The sequence below is a fragment of the Pseudescherichia vulneris NBRC 102420 genome (assembly GCF_000759795.1).
Taxonomy (GTDB): domain Bacteria; phylum Pseudomonadota; class Gammaproteobacteria; order Enterobacterales; family Enterobacteriaceae; genus Pseudescherichia; species Pseudescherichia vulneris.
Genome location: NZ_BBMZ01000013.1, coordinates 20,221 through 34,061, shown reverse-complemented (window position 1 = coordinate 34,061; position 13,841 = coordinate 20,221). Strand labels below are relative to the sequence as shown.

The window sequence follows — 13,841 nt, the reverse complement described above, 5'->3', positions numbered from 1 at the left end:
ATTAGAAGATTGACACGATCGTCAAGACTGCTATTCTCCGCTGCCAGACTTTTCCCTCCGCAGCAGTTCCATAGAAATTGTTTTACAAAAATGGCGATGCAATCTTGTGCGGAGGGTGGGATGATAGCCCACTTTCAGACACATATGGGCAACTCTTGTCCCGAAAAGGCCGGGCTTCAGGTATACTGGCTGACTATCTATTGAATATCGTTATTTGCATCCACCCAGGGGGAACACTTGCAGGGTAAAGCACTCCAGGATTTTGTTATCGACAAAATTGATGACCTGAAAGGTCAGGACATCGTCACCTTAGACGTTAAAGGTAAATCAAGCATCACCGACTGCATGATCATCTGCACCGGTACCTCGACGCGTCACGTTGTCTCTATCGCTAACCATGTGGTTCAGGAATCCCGCGCTGCTGGCCTGATCCCGTTTGGCGTAGAAGGCGAAAACGTTGCCGACTGGGTCGTGGTCGATCTGGGTGATGTCATTGTCCACGTTATGCAGGAAGAGAGCCGTCAGCTCTATGAGCTGGAAAAGCTCTGGGGTTAATGGGTGAAGCTGCAACTGGTCGCCGTCGGCACGAAAATGCCCGACTGGGTACAAACCGGCTTTACTGAATATCTGCGTCGATTTCCGAAAGATATGCCGTTTGAGCTGGTAGAGATCCCTGCCGGCAAGCGCGGCAAAAATGCCGACATCAAACGTATCCTTGATAAAGAGGGTGAGCTTATGCTCGCTGCGGCTGGAAAAAACCGCATCGTCACCCTCGATATTCCAGGCAAGCCCTGGGATACGCCGCAGCTGGCCATCGAGCTGGAGCGCTGGAAGCAGGACGGACGCGACGTCAGCCTGCTGATCGGCGGTCCGGAAGGGTTATCCCCCGCCTGCAAAGCGGCAGCAGAACAAAGTTGGTCACTCTCTGCGTTAACGCTCCCCCACCCGCTGGTCCGGGTTCTGGTGGCTGAAAGCCTCTATCGCGCATGGAGCATTACGACCAACCATCCCTATCACCGTGAGTAACGAAGAGCCTTAGGTAGATTAAGCAGCGGATGAAATTACAGAACTCTTTTCGCGACTATACGGCTGAGTCCGCGCTGTTTGTGCGCAGGGCGATTGTCGCCTTTACAGGGATCCTGCTGCTCAGCGGCGTACTCGTCGCCAACCTCTATAATCTGCAGATCGTCCGTCACACCGACTACCAGACGCGCTCCAACGAAAACCGTATCAAGCTGGTGCCGATTGCCCCGAGCCGCGGCATTATCTATGACCGCAACGGTACCCCGCTGGCGCTCAACCGCACCATCTACCAGGTTGAGATGATGCCTGAGAAGGTGGATAACGTGCAGCAGACGCTGGATGCGCTGCGTGACGTAGTCGATCTCAACGATGATGACATCGCCAATTTCAAAAAAGAGCGCGCCCGCTCGCACCGTTTCACCTCTATTCCGGTGAAGTCTAACCTGACGGAAGTCCAGGTGGCGCGCTTTGCAGTTAACCAGTACCGCTTCCCCGGCGTAGAAGTGAAAGGCTACAAGCGTCGCTTCTATCCCTACGGCTCTGCCCTGACCCACGTTATCGGCTACGTATCGAAAATCAACGATAAAGACGTGGAACGCCTCGATAAAGAGGGGATCCTCGCCAACTATGCGGCCACGCACGATATCGGCAAGCTGGGCATTGAGCGCTACTACGAGAACGTCCTTCACGGCCAGACCGGCTATGAAGAGGTTGAGGTTAACAACCGTGGCCGCGTGATCCGCCAGCTGAAAGAGGTGCCGCCCCAGGCCGGGCATGACATCTACCTGACGCTGGATCTCAAGCTGCAAACCTATATTGAAACCCTGCTTGAGGGGAGCCGTGCGGCGGTCGTGGTCACCGATCCGCGCACCGGCGGCATTCTGGCGCTGGTTTCCATGCCAAGCTACAACCCAAACCTGTTTGTTGACGGGATCTCCAGCAAGGATTACAACGGCCTGCTGCACGATCCCAACACGCCGCTGATTAACCGTGCTACCCAGGGCGTCTATCCCCCGGCGTCCACCGTTAAGCCTTATGTCGCGGTGTCGGCGCTGAGCGCGGGCGTGATTAACCGCAATACCAGCCTGTTTGACCCCGGCTGGTGGCAGCTCCCCGGCTCTGAGAAGCGCTATCGCGACTGGAAAAAGTGGGGCCACGGCCACCTGAACGTCACCAAATCGCTGGAAGAGTCCGCCGATACCTTCTTCTACCAGGTCGCCTACGACATGGGGATCGATCGCCTCGGGGAGTGGATGAGTAAATTTGGCTACGGCCACTATACCGGCATCGATCTCTCAGAGGAGCGCTCCGGGAACATGCCGACCCGCGAGTGGAAGCTAAAACGCTTTAAGAAGCCATGGTACCAGGGCGACACCATTCCAGTGGGCATCGGCCAGGGCTACTGGACGGCGACGCCGATCCAGATGAGCAAGGCAATGATGATCCTGATTAACGATGGCATCGTCAAAGTCCCGCATCTGTTGATGAGCACGGCGCAGAACGGCCAGCAGGTGCCCTGGAAGCAGCCTGAGCAGCCGCCGGTGGGCGATATCCACTCTGGCTACTGGGAGATTGCCAAAGACGGTATGTACGGCGTGGCCAACCGTGCCAACGGCACGGCGCACAAATATTTTGCTAATGCGCCTTATAAAGTGGCGGCGAAATCCGGTACGGCACAGGTGTTTGGCCTGAAGGCCAACGAAACCTATAACGCCCATAAAATTGCCGAACGCCTGCGCGACCATAAGTTGATGACGGCGTTTGCCCCCTATGACCATCCCCAGGTCGCGGTGGCGATCATTCTGGAAAACGGCGGTGCAGGCCCGGCAGTCGGGACCATCATGCGCCAGATCCTCGACCACATTATGCTGGGCGATAACAACACCGACCTGCCCGCCGAGAATCCAGCGGCCACGGCGGCTGAGGACCAATAACCATGACGGATAATCCGAACAAAAAATCGTTCTGGGATAAAATCCACATCGATCCGGCGCTGCTGCTGATCGTTCTTGCGCTGCTGTTCTACAGCGCCATCGTAATCTGGAGCGCCAGCGGCCAGGATGTCGGCATGACCGAGCGCAAAGTGGGCCAGATCGCCATGGGCCTGGTGGTAATGGTGGTGATGGCGCAGATCCCGCCCCGCGTCTATGAGGGATGGGCCCCCTATCTCTACATCTTTTGCGTGATCCTGCTGGTGGCGGTTGACGCCTTTGGTGCCATCTCGAAAGGGGCGCAGCGCTGGCTCGATTTAGGCATCGTGCGCTTTCAGCCCTCGGAGATTGCAAAAATCGCCGTCCCGCTGATGGTGGCGCGCTTTATCAACCGCGACGTCTGCCCGCCCTCGCTGAAAAATACCGGCATTGCGCTGGTGCTGATCTTCATGCCTACCCTGCTGGTTGCCGCGCAGCCGGACCTCGGGACCTCGATTCTGATCGCCCTGTCGGGCCTGTTTGTGCTCTTCCTGTCGGGCCTGAGCTGGCGGCTGATTGGCATTGCCGCCCTGCTGCTAGCGGCATTTATCCCGATCCTCTGGTTCTTCCTGATGCACGACTATCAGCGCCAGCGCGTTATGATGCTGCTCGATCCAGAAACCGATCCGCTGGGCGCAGGCTATCATATTATTCAGTCTAAAATTGCTATTGGCTCCGGCGGCCTGCGCGGCAAAGGCTGGCTGCACGGCACCCAGTCGCAGCTTGAGTTTCTGCCTGAGCGCCATACCGACTTTATCTTCGCCGTACTGGGCGAGGAGCTGGGTCTGGTGGGGATCCTGATCCTGCTGGCGCTTTACCTGCTGCTGATTATGCGCGGCCTGTGGATCGCCGCCCATGCGCAGACCACCTTTGGCCGCGTGATGGCCGGGGGCTTAATGCTGATTTTATTCGTTTATGTGTTTGTTAATATTGGTATGGTGAGCGGTATTTTACCGGTGGTAGGGGTGCCCTTACCGTTGGTAAGCTACGGGGGCTCAGCCCTGATAGTGCTTATGGCCGGGTTTGGTATCGTAATGTCGATCCATACCCACAGAAAAATGTTGTCGAAAAGCGTATAAGAGGTTCGCAATGCGGAAGCTTTGCCTTGCAGTTTGCGTAGCAGCAGGATTACTCACAGCGTGTTCAAGTAACGACGAGAGCCAGCAGCCCACAGCCGCTGCGCCGCAGCCTGCGGTCTGTAACGGCCCGACGGTGGAGATCGGCGGGGCTGAACCACGCTACGAGCCGCTGAACCCCTCGGCGAATCAGGACTACGAGCGCGATGGAAAATCCTACAAGATTGTGCAGGACACCTCGCGCTTTACCCAGGCCGGTCTCGCCGCTATCTACGATGCGGAGCCAGGCAGCAACCTGACCGCCTCCGGCGAAGCTTTCGACCCGATGCAGCTGACGGCGGCCCATCCGACGCTGCCGATCCCCAGCTACGCGCGTATTACCAACCTCTCTAACGGCCGGATGGTGGTGGTGCGCATCAACGATCGCGGCCCCTATGGCAACGACCGGGTGATCTCCCTCTCCCGCGCCGCTGCCGACCGGCTGAACAACTCCAACAATACTAAAGTGCGGATCGATCCAATTATCGTCTCTCAGGATGGTTCGTTCTCAGGTCCGGGCACGGTGTGTACCACTATCGCCCAGCAGACCTATGCCCTGCCCGATCGTCCCGATCTGAGCGGCGGCATGGGCAGCGCCTCTTCCGCGCCGCAGCCCGCCCAGCCTGCGGCAGATGTCCGCCCTATCAGTAACGATACGCTGCAAAGCGATGGCGCAGCTGGCGCACCGGTTGGCGGCAGCGGCTTCCTCGGCGCACCGACCACGCTGGCGTCCGGCGTGCTGGAGGGCAACGAACCCGCTGCGCCAGTACAGCCGCAGCCGTCCGTCGCTGCTCCGGCCCCCGCGGCCGCCCCTGTTGCTGCTGCACCTGCGGCAGCGGCACCGGTGACGGCTCCTGGCTCCGTTCAGGGTAGCGCACCCGCAGCGGCCCCTGCCCCAGCACCTGCGGCCACCGCCGGTGGTTACGTTGTGCAGGTGGGTGCCGTCAGCGACAAAGCACGCGCCGAGCAGTACCAGCAGCGTCTGGTCCAGCAGTTTGACGTGCCGGGACGCGTGACGCAGAACGGTGCGGTCTGGCGTATCCAGCTCGGCCCGTTCAGCAGCAAAGCCGATGCCAGCGCGCTTCAGCAGCGTTTGCAGAGTGAAGCGCAGCTGCAATCATTTATTACCAGCGCCCAATAAGCGCTTCATGGGGCATCTGACTTTGTCAACTTGTGTCAGTTTCAGTCACAAAGTCATGCGGAAAGTCAGATGCCTGCCGGTATAGCTTTTGCTATAGTAAGGCACTTTTTTTAATTTCATCACGGATGTCGTTGTTCTGACCATGAAGACCACTTTTTCCGTTCGTCTCGTGAAGCGCCTGGCGCTCACCACCGCGCTGGCCGCCGCCACGCTCTCCGCTGCCCATGCTGATGATCTGAACATCAAAACCATGATCCCGGGCGTTCCGCAAATTGACGCAGAGTCGTATATTCTGATCGACTACAACTCTGGCAAAGTGCTGGCGGAACAGAACGCCGACGCGCGCCGCGATCCGGCCAGCCTGACCAAAATGATGACCAGCTACGTCATCGGTCAGGCGATGAAGGCGGGTAAATTCAAAGAGACGGACCTGGTCACCATCGGCAACGATGCCTGGGCCACCGGCAACCCGGTCTTTAAAGGCTCATCGCTGATGTTCCTGAAGCCTGGCATGCAGGTGCCGGTCTCCCAGCTGATCCGTGGTATCAACCTGCAGTCCGGCAACGACGCCTGTGTGGCAATGGCTGACTATGTCGCCGGTAGCCAGGACGCCTTCGTTGGCCTGATGAACAGCTACGTGACCGCGCTGGGACTGAAAAACTCCCACTTCCAGACGGTGCACGGTCTCGACGCTGATGGTCAGTTCAGCTCCGCGCGCGACATGGCGCTGATTGGCCAGGCGCTGATCCGCGATGTACCGAACGAGTACACCATCTACAAAGAGAAAGAGTTCACCTTTAACGGGATCCGCCAGACCAACCGCAACGGCCTGCTGTGGGATAACAGCCTGAACGTTGACGGAATCAAAACCGGTCATACTGACAAGGCGGGCTACAACCTGGTGGCGTCGGCAACCGAAGGCCAGATGCGCCTGATCTCCGCCGTGATGGGTGGCCGCACCTTTAAAGGCCGTGAAGCCGAAAGTAAAAAGCTGCTGACCTGGGGCTTCCGTTTCTTTGAAACCGTTAACCCAATCAAAGCAGGCAAAGAGTTTGCCTCTGAGCCAGCCTGGTTTGGCGACAGCGATCGCGCCTCGCTGGGTGTCGATAAAGACGTCTACCTGACCATTCCGCGCGGCCGCATGAAGGATCTGAAGGCCAGCTACGTGCTGAGCAACAGCGAGCTGCACGCGCCGCTGGCAAAAAATCAGGTTGTCGGCACCATCAACTTCCAGCTTGATGGGAAAACCATTGAGCAGCGTCCGCTGGTCGTTCTACAGGAGATCCCAGAGGGGAATTTCTTCGGCAAAATCATTGATTACATCAAATTGATGTTCCACCACTGGTTTGGTTAAAAAATAGACACTTGAAAGTGTGATTTCTATCCCCATATACTATGCATTCATTAAATATGCATAGTCGACACTCCCGCCCTCTGGCGGGAGTTGTTCTTTTATTACGCCGGAGCTGACATGAAAACCAAACTTAACGAACTGCTTGAATTCCCAACCCCCTTTACCTACAAAGTGATGGGTCTGGCGAAACCTGAGCTGGTTGATCAGGTGGTGGAAGTGGTGCAGCGCCATGCGCCAGGTGATTACTCTCCGCAGGTAAAACCGAGCAGCAAAGGCAACTACCACTCGGTCTCTATCACCATTACCGCTACGCACATTGAGCAGGTTGAAACGCTGTACGAAGAGCTCGGCAATATCGAAATCGTTCGTATGGTGCTGTAATCGTCCTGCGCCAATCTGCTGACGTGTTGCCCGGCGCTGGCCGGGGAACACCCTCCCTGTGATATACTCGCCCTACCTTTTGTTCTCCTTCGGAGATGCTGTTTTGCTTCAGGATACGATCCTTATCCGCCATCTGGGCTTGCAACCTTACGCGCCTGTTTCCGAGGCGATGCACACCTTTACCGATAACCGTGATGCCAACACCCCCGATGAAGTGTGGCTGGTCGAGCACGAGCCGGTGTTCACTCAGGGGCAGGCCGGTAAAGCGGAACATCTGCTGATGCCCGGTGATATTCCCGTTATTCAGAGCGATCGCGGTGGTCAGGTGACCTATCACGGCCCCGGCCAGCAGGTGATGTATGTGCTGCTGGATCTTAAACGCCGCAAGCTGGGCGTGCGCGAGCTGGTGACCGTGCTTGAGCAGACCGTGGTGAACACGCTGGCCGAGCTGGATATTGATGCCCATCCGCGTGCAGATGCGCCTGGGGTGTACGTTGGTGAGAAGAAGATCTGCTCGCTGGGCCTGCGGATCCGCAAAGGCTGTTCGTTTCACGGACTGGCACTCAACATCGCCATGGATCTTGCGCCGTTCCGCCGGATCAACCCCTGCGGCTATGCGGGCATGGAGATGGCCCAGGTCAGCGAGTGGATTAACGCGGCAACCCCCGCCACGCTTGCCCCGCGACTTATCGCAAACTTACTCACGCTGCTAAATAATCCCCCACATCAATATATTAGCGAATAATATATCCTATATCCGCTGATAATTTTTTATCGGCGGTCTAAAAATCTCATTGACCCTCCGAATAAAAACACCGATCCTGTCATTTGATGCCCCTGTTACTAAAGGGTAATTAAGGTTACATCGGACATGCTGCTTTGTTAGGTGACCTTTTGGCAGCTCACTATACAACCTGCCTAATTATTAAATTGTTGAAATACAATGGAATGCGCGTATCCACGCGGTATGTGGGTACAGAGATGACACAAGAATATAATTTCAACTATCATTCATAATGTGAATGAATATGGAGTTTGAGCGTGGATGATAACGGTCTGTCGGATAAACGAATAGCCGAGCGTCGCGAAGAGGATAAACCCCAAATCTTCCGTACGCTGCGCAATATCGATCTCAATTTATTGACGATCTTTGAAGCCGTATATGTTCATAAGGGTATCGTCAACGCGGCGAAGGTACTTAACCTGACGCCCTCAGCGATTAGCCAGTCGATCCAGAAACTACGCGCCATCTTTCCCGATCCGCTGTTTATCCGTAAAGGTCAGGGGGTCACGCCTACGGCCTATGCGACGCATTTGCATGAATACGTTAGCCTTGGACTGGAGTCGATCCTTGGCGCACTGGATCTTACCGGCAGCTATGATAAACAGCGGACCATTACTATCGGGACGCCGCCCTCGCTGGGTACCCTGCTGATCCCACCCATTTACAAGGCGATAAAAGCGGCGCATCCGCACCTGCTGATCCGTAATATCCCCATTCTGGACGCGGAGAATCAGCTCGGCCAGTTCCAGACGGATCTGATCATCGATACGCATGTCACGGGCACCCGGACGCTTAACCACCACGTTTTATATCACGACCAGCTGATCCTGATCTGTCGCAAAGACCACCCCTGCCTCCAGCAGCCGCTGACGGAAGAGACGCTGAGCCAGTATGAACATACGCTGCTTATGCTAGAGGGGCAGAGCATGAGCACCATGCGGCAGAAGGTACGGGAGCTGTTCCCGGAGCAGCCGGTGAGCTTTAGCAGTTACAATATGTTTACAATCGCGGCACTTATTAGCCACAGCGATATGCTGGGTTTGATGCCGTCACGCCTGTTCAGCTTCTTTAACTCCTGTTGGCCTCTGACGGAAATCGATTTCCCGCCATTGCACAACGCCACGGTAGAGGTTTCCCTCTATTACAACAAGTTAAGCCTGCGCGATCCGGTGCTGGAGAACGTGATTAGCGTGATTCGGAATGCCTTCGAGAAAGAATAGCCGCCAGGGCTGATGCCCGACGATGGCTGGACATAGAGCACAAAACAACAACTATTTTACAATTTGCCGGGCCGGCAGGCTGCTTTATCGCCTCCAGAGATGATATACTGCCGCCCAGCTGATTCAAAAATAGTTGAGAAGTACAACATTCCCTTGAATTGAAACACTCCCTTCGTTATTCGCAACTGGAACACGCACGCTATGAGTAAACCCATTGTGATGGAACGCGGTGTTAAATACCGCGATGCCGATAAAATGGCCCTTATCCCGGTTAAAAACGTGGTAACAGAGCGTGAAGCCCTGTTAAGAAAACCGGAGTGGATGAAGATCAAACTGCCGGCAGACTCCTCCCGCATCCAGGGTATTAAAGCGGCCATGCGTAAAAACGGCCTGCATTCTGTCTGTGAAGAGGCGTCCTGCCCTAACCTGGCGGAGTGTTTCAATCACGGTACGGCGACCTTCATGATCCTGGGTGCCATCTGTACCCGCCGCTGCCCCTTCTGCGACGTTGCCCACGGTCGCCCGGTCGCGCCCGATGCCAATGAGCCGCTGAAGCTGGCGCAGACGATTGCCGACATGGCGCTGCGCTATGTGGTGATCACCTCCGTTGACCGCGACGATCTGCGCGACGGCGGTGCTCAGCACTTTGCCGACTGCATCAGCGCGATTCGCGAGAAAAACCCGAGCATCCGCATCGAGACCCTGGTTCCTGACTTCCGAGGCCGTATGGATCGTGCGCTGGATATCCTCTCCGCCACGCCGCCGGACGTCTTTAACCACAACCTGGAGAACGTGCCGCGTATCTACCGCAAGGTACGTCCAGGCGCGGACTACAACTGGTCCCTGAAGCTGCTGGAGCGCTTTAAAGAGGCGCATCCGGATATCCCGACCAAATCCGGCCTGATGGTTGGCCTGGGCGAGACCAATGAAGAGATCGTTGATGTGATGCGCGACCTGCGCCGCCACGGTGTGACCATGCTGACCCTCGGCCAGTATCTGCAGCCAAGCCGTCACCATCTGCCGGTACAGCGCTACGTCAGTCCGGAAGAGTTTGATGAGATGAAAGCCGAAGCGCTGGCGATGGGCTTCACCCATGCGGCCTGCGGCCCGTTTGTTCGCTCCTCTTACCATGCTGATTTGCAGGCAAAAGGGATCGAAGTAAAATAGTTCAGCAATAACTGCTTACACTATCGCGATAAAAAAACCGGCCTGTGCGCCGGTTTTTTTTATCGCAAGCCATCTGGCATTGCCATTACTCTTTGTGAGAGAGCTTTTCTGCCGCGATGTCACCGTCGGCGCTCTTTTTCGCGCTGGTGTCATCGTCATTCATCGCTTTCTTAAAGCCTTTAATGGCTGCGCCAAGGTCACCGCCGAGGGTACGCAATTTCTTCGTCCCAAACAGCAAAACAACCAGTGCGGCAACTACCAGCAGCTTAGTAATACTAATCTCACCCATAAATACCTTCTTTACTGAAAACAGGCTGCGAAATGCGCCGTTGAAACCTGACGCTATTAACGGACATTCGGCGCGCGCACACAATAGCAATCTGTAACAAGGTGAATCAAGTGTTGTTTAAAAAAACATCACAATAACTGCGGGGGCGCAAAGCGGCGATGGCGCAGAATGGGCAATTTTTCCCGCGTCTCCTGCACGCGTGTGGCGCTCACCTCGGCGAAAATCAGCTGCGCCTCCTGGGCCGCCGCCGCGACGGTGACGCCCTGGGGATCGACAATGCGGCTCTGGCCAATGTTTTTATTACCGCACTCGCCGGCGGCCACCAGATAGCAGGTGGTGTCCAGCGCCCGCGCCGCCAGCAGCGTCGTCCAGTGATGCTCCTTCAGCGGCCCACGCACCCATGCAGCGGGGAGCACCAGCAGATCGGCACCCTGTAAGGCCAGACTTAACGCCAGCTCAGGAAAGCGCAGATCGTAACAGGTCATCAGCCCAACCTTCATGCCTGCTACCTCAATCAGCGGAGGGATCGCGCTGCCCGCATCCACCCGGCTCGACTCAAGGATGCTGAAGGCATCGTAGAGATGCAGCTTGGCATAGCGAGCAATAATATGTCCTGCCCGCAGCACGACCAGGGTATTTACCGCCCTGCCCTCGGTAGACGGCACATGGATAGTCAGCACCGTGGTCATGGCGTTCTTCCGGCTCTCTGCCCGCAGCTGCGTCAAGAAGCCCCCGTCCAACGGCTGGGCCGACGCTACCGAGAGGCCCGGATCGCTGTCGCTGCGGGCCAGCAGCGCTTCAGGCAGCACCAGCAGCGCGGCCCCCTGCCTTGCCGCCTGCGCCATCAGCGCGACACAGGTACGGGCATTGTTCTCCCACTCCGGCGTTACTACAAACTGTCCCGCTGCCACAATCATCTTCTCGCCCCTCTGTCCGTTGCGTTAAACTTAACGACCTGACACATCAAATAGCAGGAATTGGCGGTGATACAACTGTTTTTTGCGGTTTTTATCGGCGGCGGGACCGGCAGCGTGCTGCGCTGGTTTCTCGGCATGAGGCTCAATCCGTTACATCATGCGATCCCTATCGGCACGCTGACGGCTAACCTGGCCGGGGCGTTTATTATTGGGATGGGGCTGGCGTGGTTTAACCGAATGACGCATATCGATCCGCTGTGGAAGCTGCTCATTACTACCGGCTTTTGCGGCGGACTGACCACCTTCTCCACCTTTTCCGCTGAGGTGGTGTTCCTGTTGCAGGACGGGCGTGCGGGCTGGGCGTTGCTGAACGTCACGGTGAACCTGCTGGGCTCGTTTGCTATGACGGCGCTGGCCTTTTGGCTGGTCTCAGCCACGCACGCGCAGTGATGGCAAATACGTCGGGTGGCGCTGCGCTTACCCGACCTACGAAACTATCCGACCCAGTGAATTCAGGCGAAAAAAAACCCGCTTTTCAGCGGGTTTTAGAGTTCTGTCTTATCGCTAACTTAGATAGGCATTACGTTAGCAGCAGAAGGGCCTTTGGCACCGTTAGTGATTTCAAACTCTACGCGCTGACCTTCAGCCAGAGTTTTGAAACCATTGCTCTGGATTGCAGAGAAGTGTACGAACACGTCTTTGCTGCCATCTTCCGGAGTAATGAAACCGAATCCTTTGGACTCATTAAACCACTTAACGTTACCTTTAATCTTAGACATCAAAATTACCTTTACATGAAAAACGACACAAATGCTGTGTCGGGTATCAGTACAACAATTGTCATGACTTTTGTCCAGTCGATATTCGTTAAAAAGTGATAAATGTCGCTATCTTTTTTTATCCAGCTGCAATATTTGCTGTTTTTTCAACGCGGAAGTGCGATGGATTAAGAAACAGCGCGCCGGGGCGACAAAATATCTACCTGGTTAACTAATTCGCCAGATAATCCGCGCTACTTCGCTATTTATTGATTTTAGTCAGCTACCGGCTCGCTCCTGTTGGGCACATTGCATGCCTTAATGATGCGAGGGAACCATGTTAACGTTTATTGAACTCCTGCTGGGCGTGGTAGTGATTGTTGGCGTTGCGCGCTATATCATCAAAGGCTACTCGGCGACGGGCGTGCTCTTTGTCGGCGGCCTGGTGCTGCTGATTGCCAGCGCGCTGATGGGGCATAAGATTCTGCCGTCGAGCGCCACCAGCACCGGCTACAGCGCTACCGATATTGTTGAATATATCAAGATCCTGCTGATGAGCCGCGGCGGCGATCTTGGCATGATGATCATGATGTTGTGCGGGTTCGCCGCCTATATGACCCATATCGGCGCAAATGATATGGTGGTCAAGCTGGCCTCAAAACCGCTGCGCTATATCAACTCGCCCTATATCCTGATGATTGCGGCCTACTTCGTGGCCTGCCTGATGTCGCTGGCGGTCTCCTCGGCAACCGGGCTGGGCGTGCTGCTGATGGCAACCCTCTTTCCGGTCATGGTCAACGTTGGCATCAGCCGTGGCGCGGCGGCGGCCATCTGTGCCTCACCGGCGGCCATTATTCTCTCCCCTACCTCTGGGGACGTAGTGCTGGCGGCCAAGGCCGCAGAGATGCCGCTGATCGACTTCGCCTTTAAAACCACGCTGCCCATCTCTATCGCCGCGATTATCGCGATGGCGATCGCCCACTTCTTCTGGCAGCGCTGGCTGGACAAAAAAGAGAATATCTCCCAGGAGATGCTGGACGTGAGTGATATCACCACCAGCGCACCGTCGTTCTACGCCATCCTGCCCTTTACGCCCATCGTCGGCGTGCTGATCTTTGACGGTAAATGGGGCCCAGAGCTGCACATTATTACCATTCTGGTGATCTGCATGCTGCTGTCGGCGGTGCTGGAATTTCTGCGCGGCTTCAATACCCAGCGGGTCTTCTCCGGGCTGGAAGTGGCCTATCGCGGGATGGCGGACGCCTTTGCCGGGGTAGTGATCCTGCTGGTTGCCGCCGGGGTCTTTGCCCAAGGGCTGAGCACCATCGGCTTTATCCAGAGCCTGATCTCCATCGCCACCTCCTTTGGCTCGGCCAGCATCATCCTGATGCTGGTGCTGGTGACGCTGACCATGCTGGCAGCGATGACCACCGGCTCGGGCAATGCGCCGTTCTACGCCTTTGTGGAGATGATCCCGAAGCTGGCCAGCGAGGCAGGCATCAACCCGGCCTACCTGTCGATTCCCATGCTGCAGGCCTCTAACCTCGGACGCACGATATCCCCGGTCTCCGGCGTGGTGGTTGCCGTGGCCGGGATGGCAAAAATATCTCCCTTCGAAGTGGTAAAACGCACCTCGGTGCCGGTTCTGGTGGGCTTAATCGTGGTGATTGTGGCCACGGAAATACTGGTTCCCGGTACGGCCCTCCGCTAAGCACCACACGA

General features: G+C 56.3%; 15 protein-coding genes. 12 read left to right on the top strand and 3 right to left on the bottom strand.

Features of this window, described 5'->3' with window-relative positions; translation table 11 throughout:
• Positions 1-237 precede the first annotated feature (237 nt).
• The 10 genes from rsfS (at position 238) to lipA (ending at position 10,155) form a co-directional block, all read left to right on the top strand.
• The gene (rsfS, locus tag EV102420_RS11975; RefSeq protein WP_042392036.1) at positions 238-555 is read left to right on the top strand and encodes a ribosome silencing factor; all 318 of its coding nucleotides are present in this window, start codon (positions 238-240) and stop codon (positions 553-555) included.
• Between the two features lie 3 nt (positions 556-558).
• Positions 559-1,026 (top strand): 23S rRNA (pseudouridine(1915)-N(3))-methyltransferase RlmH, encoded by a 468-nt coding sequence (gene rlmH / locus EV102420_RS11970; protein WP_042392035.1) that lies wholly within the window; start codon positions 559-561, stop codon positions 1,024-1,026.
• A 29-nt stretch (positions 1,027-1,055) separates the two neighbouring features.
• A complete protein-coding gene (gene mrdA / locus EV102420_RS11965) occupies positions 1,056-2,957 on the top strand; it encodes a peptidoglycan DD-transpeptidase MrdA (RefSeq protein WP_042392033.1) in 1,902 nt (633 codons plus the stop codon).
• A 2-nt stretch (positions 2,958-2,959) separates the two neighbouring features.
• On the top strand, positions 2,960-4,072 hold the full coding sequence (mrdB, locus tag EV102420_RS11960; RefSeq protein ID WP_042392031.1) for a peptidoglycan glycosyltransferase MrdB: 1,113 nt from the start codon (positions 2,960-2,962) through the stop codon (positions 4,070-4,072).
• A 10-nt stretch (positions 4,073-4,082) separates the two neighbouring features.
• Entirely contained in the window at positions 4,083-5,249 is a 1,167-nt protein-coding gene (rlpA, locus tag EV102420_RS11955) for an endolytic peptidoglycan transglycosylase RlpA (protein ID WP_042392030.1), read from the top strand.
• 142 nt (positions 5,250-5,391) lie between these two features.
• Positions 5,392-6,603 (top strand): D-alanyl-D-alanine carboxypeptidase DacA, encoded by a 1,212-nt coding sequence (dacA, locus tag EV102420_RS11950; protein WP_042392028.1) that lies wholly within the window; start codon positions 5,392-5,394, stop codon positions 6,601-6,603.
• 117 nt (positions 6,604-6,720) lie between these two features.
• Positions 6,721-6,984 carry a DUF493 family protein YbeD gene (gene ybeD, locus EV102420_RS11945; protein WP_042392026.1) on the top strand — a complete coding sequence of 88 codons (264 nt, stop codon included), beginning with the start codon at positions 6,721-6,723 and terminating at the stop codon, positions 6,982-6,984.
• Between the two features lie 103 nt (positions 6,985-7,087).
• Positions 7,088-7,729 (top strand): lipoyl(octanoyl) transferase LipB, encoded by a 642-nt coding sequence (lipB, locus tag EV102420_RS11940; protein WP_042392024.1) that lies wholly within the window; start codon positions 7,088-7,090, stop codon positions 7,727-7,729.
• A 296-nt stretch (positions 7,730-8,025) separates the two neighbouring features.
• Positions 8,026-8,988 carry a YbeF family transcriptional regulator gene (locus tag EV102420_RS11935; protein WP_042392022.1) on the top strand — a complete coding sequence of 321 codons (963 nt, stop codon included), beginning with the start codon at positions 8,026-8,028 and terminating at the stop codon, positions 8,986-8,988.
• A gap of 201 nt (positions 8,989-9,189) precedes the next feature.
• On the top strand, positions 9,190-10,155 hold the full coding sequence (lipA, locus tag EV102420_RS11930) for a lipoyl synthase (RefSeq protein WP_042392020.1): 966 nt from the start codon (positions 9,190-9,192) through the stop codon (positions 10,153-10,155).
• An 85-nt stretch (positions 10,156-10,240) separates the two neighbouring features.
• On the opposite strand, the gene tatE is transcribed toward lipA, so the two are convergent.
• A complete protein-coding gene (gene tatE, locus EV102420_RS11925) occupies positions 10,241-10,444 on the bottom strand; it encodes a twin-arginine translocase subunit TatE (RefSeq protein WP_042392018.1) in 204 nt (67 codons plus the stop codon).
• 128 nt (positions 10,445-10,572) lie between these two features.
• Positions 10,573-11,361 (bottom strand): deaminated glutathione amidase, encoded by a 789-nt coding sequence (locus EV102420_RS11920; protein WP_042392015.1) that lies wholly within the window; start codon positions 11,359-11,361, stop codon positions 10,573-10,575.
• Between the two features lie 66 nt (positions 11,362-11,427).
• Between EV102420_RS11920 and crcB the strand changes: the two genes are divergently transcribed.
• Positions 11,428-11,811 carry a fluoride efflux transporter CrcB gene (gene crcB, locus EV102420_RS11915; protein WP_042392014.1) on the top strand — a complete coding sequence of 128 codons (384 nt, stop codon included), beginning with the start codon at positions 11,428-11,430 and terminating at the stop codon, positions 11,809-11,811.
• A gap of 119 nt (positions 11,812-11,930) precedes the next feature.
• On the opposite strand, the gene cspE is transcribed toward crcB, so the two are convergent.
• Positions 11,931-12,140: a transcription antiterminator/RNA stability regulator CspE gene (cspE, locus tag EV102420_RS11910; RefSeq protein ID WP_004100146.1), complete on the bottom strand. Its 210-nt coding sequence runs from the start codon at positions 12,138-12,140 to the stop codon at positions 11,931-11,933.
• Between the two features lie 316 nt (positions 12,141-12,456).
• Between cspE and dcuC the strand changes: the two genes are divergently transcribed.
• Positions 12,457-13,830 carry an anaerobic C4-dicarboxylate transporter DcuC gene (gene dcuC / locus EV102420_RS11905; RefSeq protein WP_042392013.1) on the top strand — a complete coding sequence of 458 codons (1,374 nt, stop codon included), beginning with the start codon at positions 12,457-12,459 and terminating at the stop codon, positions 13,828-13,830.
• Positions 13,831-13,841: the final 11 nt, after the last annotated feature.